18 protein-coding genes are annotated in these 20,565 nt (G+C 39.4%); 6 read left to right on the top strand and 12 right to left on the bottom strand.

Features of this window, described 5'->3' with window-relative positions:
- Window positions 1-2 precede the first annotated feature (2 nt).
- Together R3X28_RS07775 and R3X28_RS07780 are read right to left on the bottom strand one after the other, a co-directional pair.
- The gene (locus tag R3X28_RS07775) at window positions 3-1,331 is read right to left on the bottom strand and encodes a DEAD/DEAH box helicase (RefSeq protein ID WP_154365512.1); all 1,329 of its coding nucleotides are present in this window, start codon (window positions 1,329-1,331) and stop codon (window positions 3-5) included.
- Window positions 1,332-1,447: 116 nt separating this feature from the next.
- Complete coding sequence (locus R3X28_RS07780) at window positions 1,448-1,897, bottom strand: KTSC domain-containing protein (protein WP_154365510.1); 450 nt, start codon at window positions 1,895-1,897, stop codon at window positions 1,448-1,450.
- A gap of 214 nt (window positions 1,898-2,111) precedes the next feature.
- Here R3X28_RS07780 and R3X28_RS07785 point away from each other — a divergent pair, with 214 nt between their 5' ends.
- Window positions 2,112-2,723: a DEAD/DEAH box helicase gene (locus R3X28_RS07785; protein WP_154365508.1), complete on the top strand. Its 612-nt coding sequence runs from the start codon at window positions 2,112-2,114 to the stop codon at window positions 2,721-2,723.
- A gap of 53 nt (window positions 2,724-2,776) precedes the next feature.
- Here R3X28_RS07785 and R3X28_RS07790 read toward each other — a convergent pair whose 3' ends face one another.
- The 9 genes from R3X28_RS07790 to R3X28_RS07830 form a co-directional block, all read right to left on the bottom strand.
- On the bottom strand, window positions 2,777-5,803 hold the full coding sequence (locus R3X28_RS07790; protein WP_317663808.1) for a VPS10 domain-containing protein: 3,027 nt from the start codon (window positions 5,801-5,803) through the stop codon (window positions 2,777-2,779).
- 238 nt (window positions 5,804-6,041) lie between these two features.
- The gene (locus tag R3X28_RS07795; protein WP_317663810.1) at window positions 6,042-7,145 is read right to left on the bottom strand and encodes an MBL fold metallo-hydrolase; all 1,104 of its coding nucleotides are present in this window, start codon (window positions 7,143-7,145) and stop codon (window positions 6,042-6,044) included.
- Window positions 7,146-7,181: 36 nt separating this feature from the next.
- Window positions 7,182-8,090, bottom strand: a complete 909-nt coding sequence (locus R3X28_RS07800) for a helix-turn-helix domain-containing protein (RefSeq protein ID WP_317663812.1) — start codon at window positions 8,088-8,090, stop codon at window positions 7,182-7,184.
- Between the two features lie 185 nt (window positions 8,091-8,275).
- A complete protein-coding gene (locus R3X28_RS07805) occupies window positions 8,276-8,575 on the bottom strand; it encodes a hypothetical protein (protein WP_154365499.1) in 300 nt (99 codons plus the stop codon).
- A 168-nt stretch (window positions 8,576-8,743) separates the two neighbouring features.
- On the bottom strand, window positions 8,744-9,556 hold the full coding sequence (locus R3X28_RS07810; RefSeq protein WP_317663814.1) for a hypothetical protein: 813 nt from the start codon (window positions 9,554-9,556) through the stop codon (window positions 8,744-8,746).
- A 233-nt stretch (window positions 9,557-9,789) separates the two neighbouring features.
- Window positions 9,790-11,676 (bottom strand): monovalent cation:proton antiporter-2 (CPA2) family protein, encoded by a 1,887-nt coding sequence (locus R3X28_RS07815; protein WP_154365496.1) that lies wholly within the window; start codon window positions 11,674-11,676, stop codon window positions 9,790-9,792.
- A gap of 3 nt (window positions 11,677-11,679) precedes the next feature.
- Window positions 11,680-12,276 (bottom strand): NAD(P)H-dependent oxidoreductase, encoded by a 597-nt coding sequence (locus tag R3X28_RS07820; RefSeq protein ID WP_154365494.1) that lies wholly within the window; start codon window positions 12,274-12,276, stop codon window positions 11,680-11,682.
- A gap of 142 nt (window positions 12,277-12,418) precedes the next feature.
- A complete protein-coding gene (locus tag R3X28_RS07825; protein ID WP_317663818.1) occupies window positions 12,419-14,791 on the bottom strand; it encodes a GH36-type glycosyl hydrolase domain-containing protein in 2,373 nt (790 codons plus the stop codon).
- Window positions 14,788-16,170 carry an MFS transporter gene (locus R3X28_RS07830; protein ID WP_282054927.1) on the bottom strand — a complete coding sequence of 461 codons (1,383 nt, stop codon included), beginning with the start codon at window positions 16,168-16,170 and terminating at the stop codon, window positions 14,788-14,790. Before R3X28_RS07830 ends, R3X28_RS07825 begins: the two co-directional genes overlap by 4 nt.
- A gap of 425 nt (window positions 16,171-16,595) precedes the next feature.
- On the opposite strand from R3X28_RS07830, the gene R3X28_RS07835 reads away from it, so the two are divergent.
- The 3 genes from R3X28_RS07835 to R3X28_RS07845 all read left to right on the top strand — a co-directional run bounded on the left by R3X28_RS07835 (window position 16,596) and on the right by R3X28_RS07845 (window position 18,453).
- Window positions 16,596-16,856 carry a hypothetical protein gene (locus R3X28_RS07835; RefSeq protein ID WP_317663821.1) on the top strand — a complete coding sequence of 87 codons (261 nt, stop codon included), beginning with the start codon at window positions 16,596-16,598 and terminating at the stop codon, window positions 16,854-16,856.
- A 74-nt stretch (window positions 16,857-16,930) separates the two neighbouring features.
- Window positions 16,931-18,073 (top strand): PepSY-associated TM helix domain-containing protein, encoded by a 1,143-nt coding sequence (locus tag R3X28_RS07840; RefSeq protein ID WP_317663823.1) that lies wholly within the window; start codon window positions 16,931-16,933, stop codon window positions 18,071-18,073.
- Window positions 18,074-18,231: 158 nt separating this feature from the next.
- Window positions 18,232-18,453: a heavy metal-binding domain-containing protein gene (locus tag R3X28_RS07845; RefSeq protein ID WP_317663825.1), complete on the top strand. Its 222-nt coding sequence runs from the start codon at window positions 18,232-18,234 to the stop codon at window positions 18,451-18,453.
- 220 nt (window positions 18,454-18,673) lie between these two features.
- Here the strand turns inward: R3X28_RS07845 and R3X28_RS07850 are convergent, their stop codons facing one another.
- Window positions 18,674-19,024: a pyruvate kinase gene (locus R3X28_RS07850; protein ID WP_282054923.1), complete on the bottom strand. Its 351-nt coding sequence runs from the start codon at window positions 19,022-19,024 to the stop codon at window positions 18,674-18,676.
- Between the two features lie 238 nt (window positions 19,025-19,262).
- Here R3X28_RS07850 and R3X28_RS07855 point away from each other — a divergent pair, with 238 nt between their 5' ends.
- Entirely contained in the window at window positions 19,263-19,844 is a 582-nt protein-coding gene (locus R3X28_RS07855; protein WP_317663827.1) for a TetR/AcrR family transcriptional regulator, read from the top strand.
- A 48-nt stretch (window positions 19,845-19,892) separates the two neighbouring features.
- The gene (locus tag R3X28_RS07860) at window positions 19,893-20,525 is read left to right on the top strand and encodes an NAD(P)H-dependent oxidoreductase (RefSeq protein ID WP_282054921.1); all 633 of its coding nucleotides are present in this window, start codon (window positions 19,893-19,895) and stop codon (window positions 20,523-20,525) included.
- Window positions 20,526-20,565 lie beyond the last annotated feature (40 nt).

Raw genomic sequence — 20,565 nt, forward strand, 5'->3', positions numbered from 1 at the left:
TCTTACTTCTTTTGGAAAGCCTCTGTTTTAGCATGGGTGGTACCCTTTATTAAATGATCGGCCAAAACTTTTTCAATCAATTCCTCTTTGGTCAAATGATGGAAAATGGTCTTTATTTTTTCTTTGGTGTCATCGGATACGGTACGGTTGGTTTTTGTCTTGAATATTCTCTTGGCCCAAAGCAACAAATTGATTTCTTCCTTATCCGCTTCACTTTCCTTCTTCATTTCAGTGAAAACCAATCCCAACTCTTTTTCAAACTCGGGAATATCGGCAAGCTCGTCTACTTGTATGATACTTAAGGAGAGTCCCTTCGCCCCTGCCCTTGCCGTTCTGCCACTTCTGTGTACATAGGCTTCATAAGTATCGGGTAAATGGTAATTGACGACATAGGAGACTTCCTTAACATCAATGCCACGGGCAGCTAAATCGGTGGCCACGAGAATATCGATATATCCTTCCCTGAACTGTCCCATGATCCGATCACGGATTCCTTGGGTAAGACTACCGTGGATAGCACCGGACGAGAATTTATTAATGGCCAATTTCTTTGCCAATTTATTCACGGCCGCTTTGGTCTTACAGAAAATAATTCCCCTTTGTCCTTCTTTGCTATTAAGAAAATGAAGTAAAACCTCTAATTTTTCAATAGGCTCTACCACAATATATTCATGGTCTATGCCTTGGTGGCCCATCTGTGCCATATCGGCTTCTAAGTGCACCACGTTTTTGGACATATAGTTTTGTACCAATTGCTTCACGGTTCCCGGCATGGTTGCCGTAAACAATAGTGTTCTTCTGGATTTCGGCATTTCAGGGCCGAGCTTATCCAAATCCGACTTTAAGGCTGTGACCATTTCATCGGCCTCATCCAAAACTAGATACTTTATTTTTTTGATGCTTACTGCTTCTCGCTGTATCAGATCTATCAATCGGCCCGGGGTGGCCACAATAATATGCGTAGCTTCTTTTAGACGATCTATTTGGGGCTTTATGGGTATGCCGCCACAAACTGAAGCTATCGAAATCCCTGGGCAATGAGCTGCATACGAAACTAGATTTGCATATATCTGTTGTCCCAATTCCCGTGTTGGGGACAATATTACTGCCTGTACATCGGCGTTTTCAGGATTTATCAATTGTAACAGAGGTAGGCCGAAAGCTGCCGTTTTACCGGTTCCGGTTTTTGCCAAAGCGACTACATCGTCTTTTTGGTTTAGAAGTATTGGAATGGTCTTTTTTTGAATATCCGTTGGAACGGAAATCTTTAAATCGATCAGACTTTCTAGAAGTTGTTCCTTGATTCCTAAAGCGGAGAATTGTTTTGACATAAAATGGATTTAGGCAAAGATAACGACACCAAATGGGCAAAAGCCTAAACTGGTGCATTAATTCTTTTTATTAGGTTGATGAATACCTAAAGGCTTAGCTTATCAATAAGAATCATTTAAGCTTCTTGAAGAGTACGCTTTGATTTTCTGTACGTGTATTTAGGATAGATTGTACGCTTTGCGAAACGATTCAATTTGTTGGCATTTACCATCTTTATATAAATGGGTTTGGTTACCCCAAAATATTCGTAAGTCGTTCCGTCCAAAAAAGTGATCTCCAACACCAATCCGTTATGAACGAAATCGGCAATTCCTGAATTTGTAATGGTTTCGGTATAGGCATCTAAGTTCGCTGCCAGGGTTTCCGGGGCGATACTCACCAAGAAATGATAACCGTCAATAATAGTACGACTGTTCACTTCGGCCTCTTCCCTTTTGGCATCACCTTCTTGAAACTTATCGGGGTGCCATTCCTTGACCAAATTACGGTATGTGGACTTTAATGTCTTTAGGTCGATATCCTTTTCAACACCGAACAGCTTCTTATATTGGTTTATACGTTTCATAGTTTTTTTACGAGGCGCGAAACTACACCTTTATTCTGAACCACTTAGCGTTATTAACTTGTTTTTTTGGATGGTCAGAATGACCTTGATACAAGAATCGACCATTATGTATAAAAACAACTATTTTATGAACAATGTCCCTTTCCGTTTCTAGGTGGTATATTTGTTCCTTTGAAAATGAATCCTATTATAAACCGTCATCTTCTATAAGCGTATGCCTTTTAAAAAATTACATGCCAATTTACTTGAGAGCTTGGAACGCATGAATATTTCTGAGCCGACCCCTTTTCAGAAAAAAAGTATTCCTGTAATTAAAAGTGGTTCCAATGTCTTTTGCACGGCACCAAAAGATGCGGGCAAGACAACGACCCTTATCCTAACGACCTTGCAAAAATTAAAATGTGAGGCTGTGGGGAAAGCACCCAGAGCAGTAGTTCTTGTTGAGAACAAAGAAAGGGCAATGGAAATATACCAGGCATTTTTGCTATATACCAAATACAATTCGCTACGCGTTTATGTAGGGTACGAAGAACTGCATATCGATATACAGAAATCAGAAATTTTCGAGGGGGTTGATATTCTTATTTCCACACCGAAAACCATGAACAAGCTGTTTTTATTGAATGGGGTGAGCACTTCACAATTAAAGATATTCAGTATTGATGATGCTGATTTCCTGATTCAAAAGTCAGATACAAGTGCGATTATTTCCATTACACAGAGTATTCAAAAATGCCAGTACGTGCTCTATTCGGAAAAACTGCACCCAAAATTGAAACGCTTTGAGTCCTATTTTATGGAGTATTCCAAAATAATACAACTATAGCCGAGTAGGAAACCTCCAGTCAATCTTTTTAAAGTTCGTATCCGGAACAAATTCTAGAATGCAGCAACCTCCTGTTTTATGGCATTAAAAGCAGTGGTCAATTCTTTATAACGGTCTTGTGCATCCTTACCGGGAAGTTGATCGGCTTGCCCTATCATATAATACAAATATGAAATTTGGGAAACCAACATCTGTTGGGGATAAGCACCTTCATCGTTCTTTAATTTTTTAAGGATGCTTTGTAAGCCTTCCAATCGGCTAGTAGCTTTCTTCCCTTTTTTTCCTTCTAAATCCTTGACCTGTTCTTCAAGGTCGGCCTCAAGTTTTCGAGCATCGGAGAGTAAATTGATCACTTGGTTCTGCATGGTCAATTGTTCCTGGATATCGCTTTCGGATATGCCTTGGGCAATGATTCTGGGATCCATCGTAATCTCAAACTCCTGCATAACCGATTTTCCATTAACGGTCAATTGTGCCTTGTAGGTTCCCGGTGCGACCATGGGTCCATTTTTATAGCTTTTTTTGGCATCCTTATCCCACGCTCCCTTTTGTTTTAGGTTCCAAGCAAAACGGTGCAGTCCCGGATTACCATTTAACTTGGTATCTACATAACGCAAGGTACGACTTAGGTTCATGTTCTCTTCCTCCAACTTACTGTCTACCATTGTGCTATCGCTTACAATTGCCGTAACTGGATTCCCTTTGGTATCTTGTATCTCAAGGGTAATACCTCCTTGGCTTCCCTCTGGCACATAATAATCGATATATACCGCTGTTCTGGGATATTTCGGGAACTTAATGTTCCGCATCATCGGAAATCGGTACCTAATCGTGGTATCTGGTTTAAACAAAATAGGTTCATTGGTGAGTTCTTCGATTTTTGGTTGACGTAGGCTGGTGATATTATCCAAAATCCAGAATCCCCTTCCCATGGTGCTCAAAACCAAATCCCCCCGAAATATTTTGATATCCGTAATCGGTGTTACCGGAAGGTTTTGTTGAAAGGATTTCCATGATTTACCATCATCAAGGGAAACGAACATTCCATATTCTGTACCTGCGTAAAGCAAACCCTCACGAACAGGGTCTTCACGTAATACACGACTGGTGTAATCGGCAGGGATACCATTGCCATCTACACTCAGCAGTTCCCAACTTTCACCATAATCAGTGGTTTTGTAAAAATAAGGTTTTGGGTCTCCCAATAAATGCCGGTCTACGGCGATATAAGCTTTTGCAGGGTTAAATTGTGAAGGTGCAACGGATTCTACCCTTCCTCCTTTGGGAAGTTTGTTCGGCGTTACGTTTGTCCAAGTCTTTCCTCCATCCTTGGTCACCGAGATTACTCCGTCATTGGACCCTGTCCAAATCAATCCTTCGACCAATTTCGATTCTTGAATGGAATATAAGGTGCTATAATATTCCTCCCCTGTGATATCACGTGTAATGGGACTTCCCGAGATCACCTGTTTATCCTCTTCAAAGGCGGTAAGGTCAGGGGAAATGGTTTCCCAACTATAACCATCAGAATCGGTCTTGTGCAGGTATTGGGATCCATGGTACACTACATCCGGATTATGGGGGGAAACATGAACTGGGGATACCCGCTGAAAACGATATTTTAAATCTTTGGGGTTATGTCCGTAAATATTCGAAGCTCCTACATAATAGGCTTTTTCGGTACCTGTTAACTTATTGAAAACCCCGAACCTACCTTTGCAATTGGCATAAACGATATTGTGGTTTCCCGGTTTTGGTACTGCCGGACCTGTTTCACAACCCCCGGTGTTGATGATGAAACCACGACCGGCATCCTGTATGGCATAAGGCGGAAAACTAGGAACGGCAATAGTGGTCATGTTGTCTTGTTGTCCTGCATACAACCAATAGGGATATTGGTCATCTACCTCTACCTGATACAATTCCGATGTAGGTTGGTTGAATTGGGTAGACCACGTTTTTCCCCCATTATGGGAAACATTGGCTCCTCCGTCATTGGCTTGTATAAGTAATTCGGGATTATTAGGGTTAAGCCATATATCATGATTGTCACCGTGGGGTACACTCATGCGCTTCCATGTTTTACCACCGTCGACCGATTTTAATAATGGATTGGCATTGGAATAAACGATATCGGGATTTGTTGGGTCCACTTCAATATTGGTATAGTAAAAAGGGCGGTTGACCAAACCCTTATTGTTAGAGGTTTGTACAAAAGTCTTTCCTTGGTCTATGGATTTATACACACCACCTTCTTTATCCGGAGCCTCTATTACCGCATATAAAATGCTGGAATCTGAAGGGGATACGGCCAAGTCTATCTTTCCAATCAAGTCTTCCGGTAATCCTTCCTTCAATTTAAACCAGTCTTTACCCCCATTGACGGATTTGTAAATTCCCCCTTCTTTCGAGGTACCACCGGAAATGATGGTCCATGGTTTACGTTCCGCTTTCCATGCGGCGGCATACACGATATTCGGATTGCCCGGTAATAACTCCAAATCTGCGAAGCCTACCTGTTCGGAAATGAATAAAACCTTTTCCCAGTTTTTGCCCCCGTCCATGGTCTTGTAAATACCCCGTTCCTTATTGGGTTTAAAGGCATTCCCAATTGCGGCTACCCAAACGATATTATGGTTGGTTGGGTCTATTTCTACGGCACCTATTTGCCCAACATTGGGCAAACCTATATGTTTCCATGTTTTTCCGGCATCTATGGATTTGTACATTCCTTTACCACTTATTACATTACTTCGAAGTCCGTCTGAGCCGGTTCCCACATAAACGATATTGGGGTCATTGGCGGCTATTTCTATGGCCCCTATGGATGGTGTATCGAAAAAACCATCGGAGACATTGTTCCAAGTTGTACCATAATCATCGGATTTCCATACGCCACCTCCCGAAGCGCCCAAATAAAACGTACCCGGTAACAAAGGGGTTCCCGTAACGGTCGTTACACGACCTCCCCTTTCCGGACCAACGGTCCTATACTGAAAGGCTGAAAAATCTTGAGCGAATATACTTGTTGTGATGAATAAGGAAAATAAGGTGATAATCGGTAGTAAATGTGTTTTCATTTAGGCTTTATATAGATTGGTCTCGCCTAAAATTACTAAAAGACCAAGTGAAACGCACAAGAGTTGAAGAATTTTTATCATTTCCCCATTTTTTTTGAATATAATTAAGGTTTAGTTGAATCGTTTTGGTGTTGGTTGTACAATTCTTTTGTTGTGGATTTGTTCATACATAAAAAACCCTGTTTTCAAAGCGAAAACAGGGTTTTGAATTTTTACAAATCTTTTGGCTTTTGGGAAATTATTGCCACCAATCCTGGTTTTCGATTTTCTCTTGTTTTAATAAAAAAGCCTCTCCTATTTTTGGTGTTATTATCGGTAAATTCAACTCAGTTGCTCTTTTTGTAACCCGTTCAACAGGGTCTGTCCATGAGTGTAAGGCCAATTTAAATGCCCCCCAATGAATGGGCATAATCTTACTCGCTTTTAAATCCAATCCCGCTTGTGCCGTTTCTTCCGGGAACATATGTATATCTGGCCACATTTTGTTGTATTGTCCACATTCCACCATTGCAAAATCAAAAGGCCCATATTTTTCCCCGATTTCCTTGAAATGGTCGTCATAACCACTGTCACCACTGAAAAATATGTTTTCTGTTTGGGAGCTGATTACCCATGATGACCATAATGTACTCTGCCTGTTCGATAATTTTCGGCCCGAAAAATGTCTCGCTGGTGTACAGACAAACTGCAGATCGTCAAATGTCGTCTCTTGCCACCAGTCGAGCTCAACGATATGTTCTTTAGGAACACCCCAAGCTTCTAAATGCACACCAACACCAAGGGGAGTGTAAAATGTTCCTACCTTATTCTTTAATAAGGAAATGGATTCGTAATCCAAATGGTCATAATGGTCATGGGAAATCAAAACGGCATCGATCTTAGGAAGTTTTTGGATCTCTATGGGTAATTCGGAACTAAAACGCTTACCTCCCAATAAAGGGTGAGGTGCGGGAACGTCACCGAACATTGGATCTAATAAGATGTTTTTATGGTTCATCTGTATTAAAAAAGAGGAATGCCCAAACCATACAAAGCGGGTCGGACTCGCATAATCGGCTATGTTCGAAGAATCTATTTTCTGAACGGTTATGTCGTTCTTGGGTCTTCCGTTTTCAACTTTTTCGAAAAAGAATTTCTTGAGCATGGACATGGTTTGTGTAAACCCCATATCCATATTAACACGGTTGATGTTTACGAATTTCCCATCTTCGAATTGGGTCGAGGAGGCATATTGGGTTTGTCGTTCATTCGATACGTCACCACCAAACGATGGGTAATAGGCGTTGAATAAAAAGTAGGCTCCTATCAAAAAGGCCGCCAGGAGAAATATGGCTAATATCATTCGTTTAATGTATTTTAGGAATCGTTTCAATATTTTTTAGTTGAGGGTTCGGTATTTGGCCGGACTAATACCGGTCTTCTTTTTGAATAACGTACTGAAATGTTGCGGATAATCGAAACCAAGGTCAAAGGCAATTTTGCTGATTGAAGCCGTGCTGCCCATAAGCTTGTTCTTGGCCTTGTTAACAACGAACGTATCGATATGGTCCTTTGCGCTTTTCCCAGTTTCTTTCTTAAGTAGGTCACTCAAATAATTAGAGGACATATGAAGTTGTTCCCCACAATATTTTACGGTTGGAAGACCTAATTCTGAAGGTTTGTCCGATTGAAAATATGTTCTTAGGAAAGCCTCGAATTTGGTTACATGATCTTGGTTTAAATTGGTGCGCACATAAAACTGCCTATCATAATACCGAAGGCAATAATCCAACAATAGTTCAATATTGGAGATGATCAACTTTTGACTATGCTTATCTATTTGCTGCTGGTATTCTTTCTCAATTTTGGATATAAGGTCTGTTAGGGTCATTTTTTCTTCTTCAGAAAGATGAAGCGCTTCAAAAACCTCATAGGAAAAGAATGAATAGTTATCAATGCTCTTACCTAATCCTGACTTACGGATTAGATCTGGGTGAAAAAAAAGCATCCAACCGGTGGGATTTTCGGAAACTGTAGCACTTTGAGGGGTTAAGACTTGCCCTGGTTTCGAGAAAACCATTGTGCCATTGGTAAAATCATAGGAGTTTCTTCCGTAACCGAAATTACATTGTACATCTTCCTTTAAGCTGATAACGAATAAATCCAAAGAAATGCGAGCATTGCCCAAATCGATATGATGTTGCATGTCCTCAACCGAAATAACAGACACCAAAGGGTGCTTAGGTGGTTTTAATCCCAGGAGCTTGTGGACCTTGGTGATTGAATTTATGGTAATGAAAGTTGTCATGCTTTTAAATATAAACCTTTCCTAAATCGAAAAAAATCTTTAGGGGGTAAAAGTACTGCGATGATTTGATGCTGACGTATACATTTCAAGGATTCATGTATACATATTACTGAAAAGGTTAATTTATAGCACTAAAAAAGGGCATATTCAATTGAATATGCCCTTTTTTCAATAATACGGTTTTATTAATTTAACAAGGAAAGTATACCTTCCAATTCGGTAAGGTTAAGACTTGAATTATTGTCCTTGTCCAGAACATTGAAGTTTTCGGCAACTGACCCGATGGCTTCCGATGACTCGATAGCTTCGCTTTTGTTGGTATCCAATAAAGTAAACAGACTGGCCACCTGTTGTACGGTGGAGTTAGAACTTAATGAACTTAATAGTGTCGCTGCGTCTGCAACGTTGGATGTATTCATGTTTTTTACACTATTGCAGCTTGTAAAAGCAGCTACAAAGACCAATGATAAGAGTACTTTTTTCATTCTTTTTATTTAGTAAAATTTCTTTTGCCAAAATTAACTTTATCAAAAAGTACTTTAAAAGAATATATACGAATATAGGGTAGGTCTCGTCGAACACTAATAATTGATCGATAAATAGGATGGTTCTTTACTTTACCATTGATCTTACCTACGCATGTTCTTAAAAAACTAGTCACAAGTTATCGAACTCATGGTATTGTTAGCGGATGTTGCTTCATTCAAGGTCCATGGATCTTTGAAAAGAACGAACTTATCAATGGCGTGTCCAGAAGATCGAGCAGAAACCTCCATAGTATAGGTTTTTGCCGAATTGAATGTCACATAAATCTTGTGGGCATCATTGTCGCTCGTCGAAGTACTCCATTTAAAGTCAAGGTCATTACCGCTTCGGTAGATTTTAAACCAGCCATCTTTCGAGGATCCATTGGGGTTCGGGGTTTTGCCTGTTCCACTTGGGTAGACACGACTTTCGTCTTTCTCCCCATAATAATCATCAGCATCAGCAAAACGCAACCAGGTGTCGTTATGTTCAGTGCCTAAATCACCAATGGTAACCGATGAACGCCATTCAAACCTATACGTTCCAGGGGTCGTTATGTTAATTTTGAAAGTGGCCAAACCATTACCCGGGTTGCCCAAAAATTGGTCACCTGTCCAGACCATATAACCTTCTCCGGTATAATTGTTCCCTTCGGATTTTAGCTCCCAATTATCACCGAATTGGGCACTTTCGAATTCAATGCTAACGATTCCATCAGCTTCATTGTATACACTATTCTCTTTGGAGCAACCTGTTGTGTTGGTCTGCTCATCACCAGAACCCTCAGCTTCTATAATATCCCCATCTTCTTCACTAGAGGTATTTTCTTCCGTTGGGTCCAAAATATCCAAATCATCGGATCCTTCATTGTTTACACATGAAATTACGGTACCGAAAAGGAGCATAAGTAGTATGAGATTGTATTTAGTTCGGTTTTTCATCAGCGAAAATTTAGGTTTTCGATTATCATTTTTATATAATCAATAACCTTTTATTATCCTTGATATTTTATTTCAATATTGTTTTTCGATGAAGCGCAAACTAGGTTTTTAAGTAGGATAAGTCAGGAATGCACAGAGCTATAATTACCATTTTTATGTTTTTAAGAATTTAGAAACAAATTGGTTATACACTGTATTAAGTAATAAAGGACGGAAAATTACAGCAAGATCAATTAGTCTTGGTTTTTCATTAACGTTTGTCTTATAGCTTCGCTATCCCAATGCTTGTCGTACTCAACGATACCCCTTTCAAAATCCTCATTCAGGAACTTTTCTTGTTGCTCCAATTCCTGTCTAGCCTTAAAAATATAGTTTTTGTCGTCTTTTGGCTCCGTAGCCAAGCGCCTTAAGATATCTTCATCGTACTTAATGAATTTTTGTACCTGCCTGTTCAGGGTATATTTTCTAAAGCCCATTTTACTCAAAACATCCTTGGCCAATGTCAGGGAGGTTTCCAATGATTCCCTATAAATGTTCTCTATACCCATGTTCAGTAGTTCATAGGCATCGTAACGGTTTTTGGCCCTTATCATTAATTCTACATGTGGGTATTTTGATTTTACGAGCTTGGTTACCTGTTTGGTCACGTTTGGATTGTCTATGGCACAGATCAGTATTTTTGCATCGGCTATACCCGCCGCTTCCAACAGATCTATACGGGTGGCATCACCATAGTAAACCTCGAAACCCATTTTACGCAAAAAATCGACACGGTTGGAGTCTTGGTCCAAAATCGTGGCCTCTACGCCATGAGATCGTAAAAAACGACCTACGGTGTTTCCAAAATGTCCAAAACCCACGAGGATTATTTTATGGGATTTCGCGATATGGTCCATAGGTCTTTTGATCGATTCTTTGGTGCCAACTTTCGGAAGAATGATACGTTCATTGATTATCCCTATGATTGGGGTTAAGGTCATGGTCAGGGCAGTTATGACCAACATCATATCCATTTGTTCCTGATCAAGGATATTCAGATTAAAGGCGAATGACAGTAATACAAAGGCAAATTCACCGATTTGGGCCAAACTGAAGGTCAACAAAATCTTTTGGTCCAATTTTAATTTGAAAATATGTCCCGTCACAAATAAGACAATAGCTTTGATTATAACGATTGCAATCAATATTCCCCCGATGGTCAAGGGGCTTTCCGCAATGACGAGGAAATTAATAGATGCTCCTACGGCCATAAAGAACAACCCCAAGAGCAAATTTTTAAAGGGTTCCAGTGTACTTTCCAATTCGTGTTTAAATTCACTGTTAGAAAGCACTACTCCACCTAAAAAAGCTCCAAGAGCAGGACTTAACCCAACATATTCCATTAGAAATGAAATACCGAATACAATTAAGAAAGCAGCTGCGATCAATAGCTCACGAACACCCGTATTGGCAACTTTTCTTAACATGGGTACGATCAAATATTTACCAGCGACAATTATAAGTACTACAGATAAGATAATGGCCAATGTTTGCAATCCCAAAGGCAATGTGTCTATTAAACTCGCGTGATCGGTCTGGTTTTCCGAAACTGTTCCGTTCTTATTATTTGATAATAAAGGAATAGCACCTAACATAAAGATTACAATGATATCCTGAAAAAGCAAGATTGAAAAGGAAGAGGTGCCAAATGTAGTATCCATTAAGCCTTTTTCCTTGGTGGTCTGTAATGCAATGGCAGTGGATGATAAAGCAACGGCCATTGAAATGACCAAGGATACCTTCCATTCAAATCCCAAAAAAACAAAGAACACGTACGATAGCAACATGGTACCCGCAACCTGAATACCTCCCATACCAAGAATGGTTTTTCGCATCTTCCAGAAGTTTTTCGGTTCAATTTCGAGTCCTATCAAAAACAACATGACCACAACCCCGAATTCTGCAAAATGCAGGATATCCTGACCATCTTCACCAATATACCCTAGTACAAACGGACCGATCATAACGCCTGCCAACAGGTACCCCAGAACCGAACTTAAACCCAAACGTTTAGCAATGGATACACAAATAATCGCACCCGCTAAAAAAACTATGGCCTGAAAAAGTATACTTCCTGTCATTTGTTATTCGGTTTTTAAATGGGGGATATCGTTTAGAAAAGAACAACCTTTAATCTCACCCAGGTTTATATCCTGTTGTAATAAATCGATCAAGGCACTATATTGCACAGCATGCTTCTTTAAGGAGTCATCTGGTAGTCTGTGGGTTCCCATGACGGCGAATGGAGGATAAAATGTCATGCCGCATAAATTCGCGGTTTGTTCAAAAGGTCTTAAAAATTCATTTACGGAAAAACTATTGGTCCCGTCTGAGCAATATAGATCACGAGTACCACCAGCCGTAATCACGTTAAGGCATATTTTGGAATGCAGGGCCTTCCCCTTGGGGCCATAGGCCCAGTTGAATTCCAAAACCATATCTATCCACTGTTTCATTAAAGGCGGGCAACTATACCAATACAAAGGATGGTGCCATATAATTACATCGTGCTGTTGCAATAATGCTTTTTCTGCCGGTACATCAATATGAAAATCTGGGTATTGTTCATAGAGATCATGAAAGGTTACCCCCTCTTTATCCTTGATATGGTCGATTAGAACGGCATTGGCCCTGGAACTTTCGAACTTAGGATGTGAGAAAAGTATCAGTATTTTTTTCATTTTGCGAACTTAATTGAAAATTGGCTAGCATAAAACCAACATCATGATAATCGTATGGAAGTATACAAAATAAATAAGAATGGATGTTAAATTGTTTGGTCACAATAGCAACCGAGAAAACCACATCATTAATTGTACTAACCTAAGGAATACGAATGTCGACTCTATAGATCCTTGTTTGAATGTCTTTGATTACTTGCCCATGTAATAATGAATCATCAACTTTTACCCTTGTTTTTGAAATACCTGATTCTCGTTGTATGTTCACTTTAAAAGTAGCTCCCCGGAATTCACGAATGGCCTCTGCCCTATTCCATTCCTTGGGTAATCGTGGGTTTATATGGAGTCCGTCAACATCACCTCTAAGACCAAAAAGTCCGTCGATGAGACAACGGTATAACCATGGCGCTGCTCCTGTATTGAACAATTGACTAGATCTACCCGCCGTACGTGGAAATTGTCTATAGGCCCCTCGATAATAATTTGGGACGAATACGGGTAGCTGTCCTCTTTGGATAAGGTCTTTTTCATCGGGGCCAGGAATCATTCTTCGAAGTATTTCAAAGGCTTTTTCTGTATAACCGACTTCATAAAGGCCAAAAATATAAAATGCCGCAGCATGGTTGTAAACCGCGCCATTTTCAGCGGAACCTGGAAATTTTTGGGTAACACGGCCAATATCTTCGCGCATTTTTGTGAATGATGGAGCCAGCATCTCCACGCCATAAGGACTTTCCAATTCATTTTTTACCGTGTCGATGATCTTTTTACTTTTATCAACGTTGGCACTTCCCGATAGTAAGGCCCAACTTTGGGTGTTCAGGAAAATACGTCCTTCCGGATCTTTCTTTACCCCAAAAACCACATTGTCATCGGTAATTCCCCTTGCATACCGATCACCATCCCATAAATGTTCATTGATGGAAGAGTTGAGTTCTTCTGCCTTTATTAAAAAATCCTTGGCGATATCCTCTGTATTGTTATTGATGCATATTTGCGCCCATGTTTTAAAGGCGTAACTACTTGCCATGGTCAACCAGCCCGAAACACCTATTCCTTTTGGCCCGACCATGTTCATGGGGTCGCACCAATCCCCTTGTTCAATATAACTCAGGCCTCTTTTGTCCCTAGTTTTATATAACCATAGCATAGCCAGATTAATGTGTTCCGATACCGTTGCTGATTTTCTATTACCCTTATAAGGAATTATTTCTTGTAATAGTCCATAATCATTGGTTTCATCCAAATAAGCTTTTAAGCAAATGGGCAACCAGACACAATGGTCTGTATGGGGTACTTGGTTAATGTATTTTAGAACGGCGTCTTCATGAATCAATATACCATCGGGCATGGCACCACTTTCCTCTTGTTGACATAAAGCTTTGATATAGGCCTGTCTTGCCACTTCTTTTTGAATGTAACCTGTGCCCATATTATCCTGTAGATAGTTACGGGTTTGGGGATCGGTGCTTAAGCGATTCGTTTCCCCATGGTAATAAATTTGTCGTGGGAGCCAGTTGTTTACGAAATTATCCAAGGCCGCATCCGGGGTTTTGATTTGTAAACATCCCTTTCCCTTTGCTATATAATCATCATATTCCCTTTTGGTTTTTTCAAATCCGGTAACCTTATCTTCAATCCTTTCAATAAAGTATCTATTTTTTATATCCGAAATTTCCGTTTCATCTTTGGCCGGACCAAAAAGGAATCTATACGTCTTTTCCTGACCGGGCTGTAATTCTTCCCGGTATTGAAAAACACATGCCGGGGTTTCATAAAGTGCATCGCCTTTGAGAAGCTCTATCCCTGTGATTCCAGTAGGATAATGCAATCCGCCATCTCCTTCAAAAGTAGCTTGGTTCACTTCCCAAGAAGTAGGGATAGTATCCGCTAGCAGATAAGTTTTGTCCTTTAATGTTTTGATCTTGTCATATTCCCTATACTTTTGATACGGTGTAATCGAAGAACATATTATGGCATTCAAGTTAGCATCGTATTGTCCTGATTGGTTCATCCATGACATGTAACCCACAGGAAAATAGGGATATACACTTATTTTTCGGGTTTTGGGAGAATTGTTTTTAACGGTAAAGCTCCATTGTTCCATAGCTTCATTGGTAGGAAGGCTTAAACACATTTCAATAAAGAGTCCGTCATGCTCTATTTTCCAAAGGATATCACTTTTTCCAGCGGAAAAAACAAAACTATCCAAAGGGGTTTTGGCCGGAGCATAGGGAGCCGAAAACAAACGATCGGTCTCTTCATCCTTAACATAAAAAAACCGCCCGGGATGATGTGCATAATAAGGTTGTTCCGGTTGCATAAAGGTTTTGGCCTCCAGATTGGGCGCATGTGCATATTTTGCAGGTTCGGGCTGCATGAACTGTGCAACTGCATATCCACGGCAATTCATATGTACCATCATTTTCTTGTTCCATAAAAATGCGGATGCATTGGGTATTTTTACAGCGGTATCGAGTTCTAATCGGGCTCCATTTTCAACAGATCGTATCATTGTTTTTCGGCAATCTTTCGTTCTTTTAAATCACTTTGCACTTTTTTGAGCATGGCATTGTCCAAGGTATAATATCGCATAACAAATGCTGCCAATAACGCTACAATTCCGGGCATAACGCTAATCGTAAGTATAATACCCGTTTGTGAGGCATCTGATTGGGCTTCATTGGCCACATAACCCATGGTAGCCAATACGGCTCCGATAGCAAAAGAAGCTAAGGCCCCTCCCAATTTTTGGGAAAATATTGCTGCGGAAAATGTCATCGCAGTGGCCCTTCGTCCGGTTTTCCATTCGGTATAATCGGCCGTATCGGCATACATCGAAAATGCCAAGGGCGATTTTGGGCCTAAGGCAAGACCTATGAGAATATGTACGGTGAACATTAACCAAATGGCATCACTGGGAATGAAATAGAAAAGGATCGATAATATCCCGGTCATTGTCATTAATAGGATAAGTAAGTTCTTCTTGTCAATAAACCTTGTCAATAAGGGGGTTATTGCCGCCCCGGCAGCCAATGCCAGTCCATATGCAGTAAGGAAGTATTTTATCAGGTCAGGCCGGTTCACATAATATTTGATGTAATAAATAGAAGCGCCTGCTCGCATGGTGATGGTAATCATAATGATCAAAGCGATACTGAATAGGACTAACCATGGCCTATTTTTTGTTAAATCCTTTAAGTCGCTAAAGGCATTTGTTCTTTGTTGGGCGGGAGGTGAAATCCTTTCCTTGGTAGTATAAAAAACGATGGCGAACAGCATTGCTGCAAGAATCCCGTAAACTCCCATGGTCAATTGCCATCCTAAGGTTTCGTTTCCGTTTCCTAGGAATTCCACCAAATCCAAAGTAAAGAAGTTGACTAAGGTGGTGCCTGTAAAAGCGGCGATAAATCGAAAACTGATGAGCTCCGTGCGATCTTGGCTCCTACCGGTAATTACTCCTGAAAGAGCGGAATAAGGCACACTTAGAACAGTGTACATCATCATCATTAGCGTATAGGTGCCATAGGCCCAAATGACTTTGCCGCCTTCGGCCAAATCGGGTGTGGTATAAGTGATTACCCCTGCAGCGGCCATGGGAAGTCCACCCCATAATAAGTAGGGTCTAAATTTACCAAAACGTGTTTTTGTGCGATCGGCGATGGCCCCCATAATGGGATCGGTAAAAGCATCCACAATCTTTGTGACCAACATCATGGTACCCGCTGCTGCTGCTGAAATTCCAAAAACATCCGTATAAAAGATCAATAGAAATGCCGAAATATTGGCCCAATAGAAATTGAAACCTAAATCCCCCAGTCCGTATCCTATTTTCTCCTTCAGTTTTATTGGATCCAAAATCCCTTCTTGATCAATTTTCTCGTTTTCTGACATTTGGTCGGTTTGTTTCAAGGGATTAAGATATGAAGTAAAATCTAGTATAGATGTCATGAAAAAATCAAAAACTGATAGAATATAAAAGGAATCATCACTTGGAATAACGATTTATGCGAATTTTTTCAATTCATTATTTAAAGTTTCAATGAATTCTAAGTGTTCGGTTTTTTTGAAACAATAAACAATCATTAAAAGAACACCTTTATTTGAACGTCATTAAAACAAACAGTTTTACATTATAAACAGCTTAATAATAATGTGTTGCATCCAATAGATATTTTCATAAATAAAGAAAAACTTCTTTAAAACCTTGAAAAACAGTTATTTGGAAATATTATTTAAATTCAATCTAAATAAATTTGCTATTTCAAATCCGATATTTAAATTTGTGTTTCTATTTTTAACCAATCTAAATAAAAATTATGTGCAATAAGTTATGTCTGTTTTTTTTATTGGCAATCCAGTTATCATTTGCCCAGTCCCGGATTGAAGGATATGTAAAAAATACGGATAATGAACCAAAAGCCTATGCACAACTGGCCAATACGCATAACGATCAAAGGGGTCCAAGGTTCTTGGTTAATAACTTATTTAATGAAATAGGGCACAATGCCTATAGGACTTCTTATATAAACCAAACGGACCCTAGGAACCTTGAGGCCGTAGTAACCTATATGTTTTAATGTGTTAGTTTAAGTTGAACCACAAAAGTACAACCTTATGGATTGTATGTTTTGTGGTTTTTATATTTATAAATATGAAAAACAAAAAGTTTAGTATCAGAAAATTTGTCAACGATATTCATTTATGGTTGGGCCTTGGAAGCGGAATTATATTGTTTTTGGTCTGTCTTAGCGGCACCATATTGGCCTTTGAACATGAAATAAAAGATTTTTTTGCTGAAGAAGTCCATGTTGAGGTCGGTACGGCAAAACATTCAATAGAGAATTTGTCCAAGTTATTAGAGGAATCCGATCAAGGTTTCGTTACTGGGGTAACCTTGCCTGATATTGAAACGGAACCATATGTCTTTACCGTAAAGAAAGACCCTAAGGAACGCAGGGGCTCGCAAATAATGGTAGATCCATTTACGGCAAGTATGCATACGATTAAAAAGTCCGGTGCCGATGCATTTCTGATGTCTATGTTCAGATTACATCGATGGTTGTTGTTGGATATACCCGTGGGAAGACCTATTGTGGGTGTTGCGACCATAATATTCTTAGTTTTATCGATCTCCGGCATTGTACTTTGGTTTCCCAGAAAATTTAAGTGGAAACAGTTCAAAAGAGGATTTACCATTAAAACCAGTGCTAACTGGAAACGTATTAACCATGATATTCACAATACTTTGGGATTCTATTCATGTATTTTTTTGGTCATTATGTGCATAACGGGACTATGCTGGTCTTTTGATGGGTATAGGGAGGGCTTGGGTAATCTCATGGGCGTTCCTATTTTTGATAGATCCGGACCAAAGATCGAAACAGGGGCATTGTCCAAAAGTGAAAATATAACCATTGATCAAGCCATAGCTTTGGCCAATGAAAAGTTAGAATATGAGGGGGAGTTGTCAGTTTCCTTGCCGAACAAAAAGAACAATTACTACAGTTTTAGAAAATATAACAATAACAATTGGTCGCCGGTAACCGCCGATCGATTATATATGGATACAGGTGGGGAAATATTATTCGTAGATGTTTTCCAAGATAAACCCATGAATGTTAAAATAGCCTCTTTAATACGGCCCATACATACCGGGGAGGTTTTAGGTATGTTTTCAAAAACACTCTACTTTTTGGCTTGTTTGATCGGGACGAGTTTGCCCATTACCGGAACCCTTATATGGTGGAATAAATTGAAGCAAAAAAGAAAAAAAGTTAGTAAACCCTTGGTTTAACTAGGTAAATTTGATGTGGCCCCTACTCTATCGAATATATCTGCCAGCACCGTTAATTTATTTGGCATTATAACAGTTTTTATAGTGATTGAACCTTTGCGATCTTGGGTTAAATGGGCACAAGATTAAAATAGTGTACATTTGATAAAACAAATACCATGAAAATCAAGTCAACCGCCTTATCACTTATATTAATGGCATTCATCGCGATGGTACTTACCTCGTGCAAGGACAAAAAAGCCGAACCTAAGTCAGAAACCCATGAAGAACTTCATGCTTCGACGGCCTATCAATGTCCGATGGATTGTGAGGATGGTAAAACATACGATGAACCAGGAACCTGTCCGGTTTGTAAAATGGACTTACAGGAATTGAAGTAAGGTGACCCTATGACCGGAATAGTTCATAAGAACGGGAATTACTTCTGTGAAGGTGAAAAGTGAATGTGATAATTGATCCTGTATACGTAATGGAAATCATTCATTATATAATTGAAACACCCAAAAAACATACCCATTTTCAGATTTGAAAGTTTTCTAGTTTTCTATCAATTGATTAAAACAAAGGACAGTAATAATTCCGATAGGGTTTAAACCAATTCTAGGAGTTTCTTTTCTTGAAATGCTTGTAGACCCATACCTTTTCTTCTAGTGAGAATTCTTTGTTTTCGAACCAATCATGGGCTGCTATTTTTTCATTTTCCACCTGGGCATTTCGTATTGCTTCAATGGAGACCAAGTGCCAATGCACCCCTTTCTTACGGTTAACTGAATAACCAACATCCTCTGTTATATATGATTCTTTGGGCTGATTAATTAGTTTTACTCCATTTTTTAACACGGCCAAGGTCTTTGTAAGTGCTACAACTTCAGAAAAGGTATAACGGACAAAATCGGAAAATCCGTCCTGTCTGGTATTATATAGTTTGTCACCTATCTTGAGTTTCTCCATGATTATTAAAGGCCGCAAAAGTAATAGGTTTGGTCCTTTTGGTTTAAGCTTTCCGTCATCAATTTATGAACAATGTTCATTGAATTTTTATGGAAAATTTGATAAAGGGTTAATATTCAATTGAGTAAAGAACATATTTACTTTTTTAAAATGTTTTCAATTAGAAGAATTTGTAAATCTTTGTTAAAAAAAAGAATGAACGTTCATTTTTTATACCTTTGTAGGGTAAATCAAAAAGATGGCTAAACTTCAAAAAAGCATAGACAAACGTAATGCCTTGATCAGGGCAACCATTAATTTGGTGAACAACAATGGGTTCCATGCAACGCCCATGTCCAAAATCGCAAAAATGGCGAAGGTCTCCCCTGCTACGATCTATTTATATTTTGAAAACAAACAGGATTTGGTGAACAAAGCCTATTTGGAAGTCAAAAGTGCTTTTACCGATTATGCCTTTGCGACCTATTCGGAAGAAATGTCCGTAAGCACAGGGTTTGAAATGATATGGAAACGTATCGCCGATTTTAAGTTGAAACAATGTGAAGAAGCCCTTTTCTTGGCGCAATGTGATAATACACCAATGATCGATGAACCTAGCCGTAAGGAGGGAATAAAACATTTACAGCCCCTACTTGAATTATGGGATCGTGGAAAAAAAGAGGGCATAATAAAGCCCATTTCGGACTATCTACTCTATGCATACGCCATAAACCCATTGTCATTTTTAATGATCATGCAACAACGTGGTGCTTGTGCCATTGATAAAATGGATTTAGAAGAAGCCTATAGGGCAGCTTGGGACAGTATTAAATTAGACTGATACAGATAACTTATAAAAATAGAATAAACCCGATAAATAAACTAAAGAATGGAATTATTAGATAAATTGAATTGGAGATACGCCGCTAAAGCGATGAACGGTAAAAAAGTACCACAAGAAAAGGTGGACCGCATTCTAGAAGCGGCTCGGTTGGCCCCTACTTCAAGTGGTTTGCAACCTTTTGAGATTTTTGTTGTTACCAATCAAGAAATTAAGGAAAAAATTAAACCCGTCGCTTGGAACCAGTCCGTTATTACCGACTGTTCACACCTTTTGGTGTTTGCGGCTTGGGATACTTACACCGAGGAACGCATTAATTATATGTTCGATTTAACGAATGAAATTCGTGGATTCAAAAATGAGGGATGGGAAAATTATCGTCAGATGCTTTTAAGCTCTTATCCTCAAAAAGATACGGAAGAAAATTTCAACCATGCAGCAAAACAAGCGTATATCGCTTTTTCCCAAGCTATTGCCGCAGCAGCTTTTGAAGGTGTTGATGCCACCCCAATCGAAGGCTTCGACCCCAATGCAGTTGATGAAATCCTAGGACTACGTGAAAAAGGATTACGCAGTGCAGTATTGTTGCCATTAGGGTATAGGGAAGAAGACAAGGATTGGTTGGTAAATCTTGTAAAAGTGAGAAAACCTACCGAAGATTTGGTTACCGTTATTGATTAGTCAATTTGTCGCCAAATATATAATCAGAAAAAAAGAAAAA

Origin of the sequence: Maribacter sp. TH_r10 (genome assembly GCF_033101095.1) — a bacterium.
Classification (GTDB): Bacteria; Bacteroidota; Bacteroidia; order Flavobacteriales; family Flavobacteriaceae; genus Maribacter_A; species Maribacter_A luteus.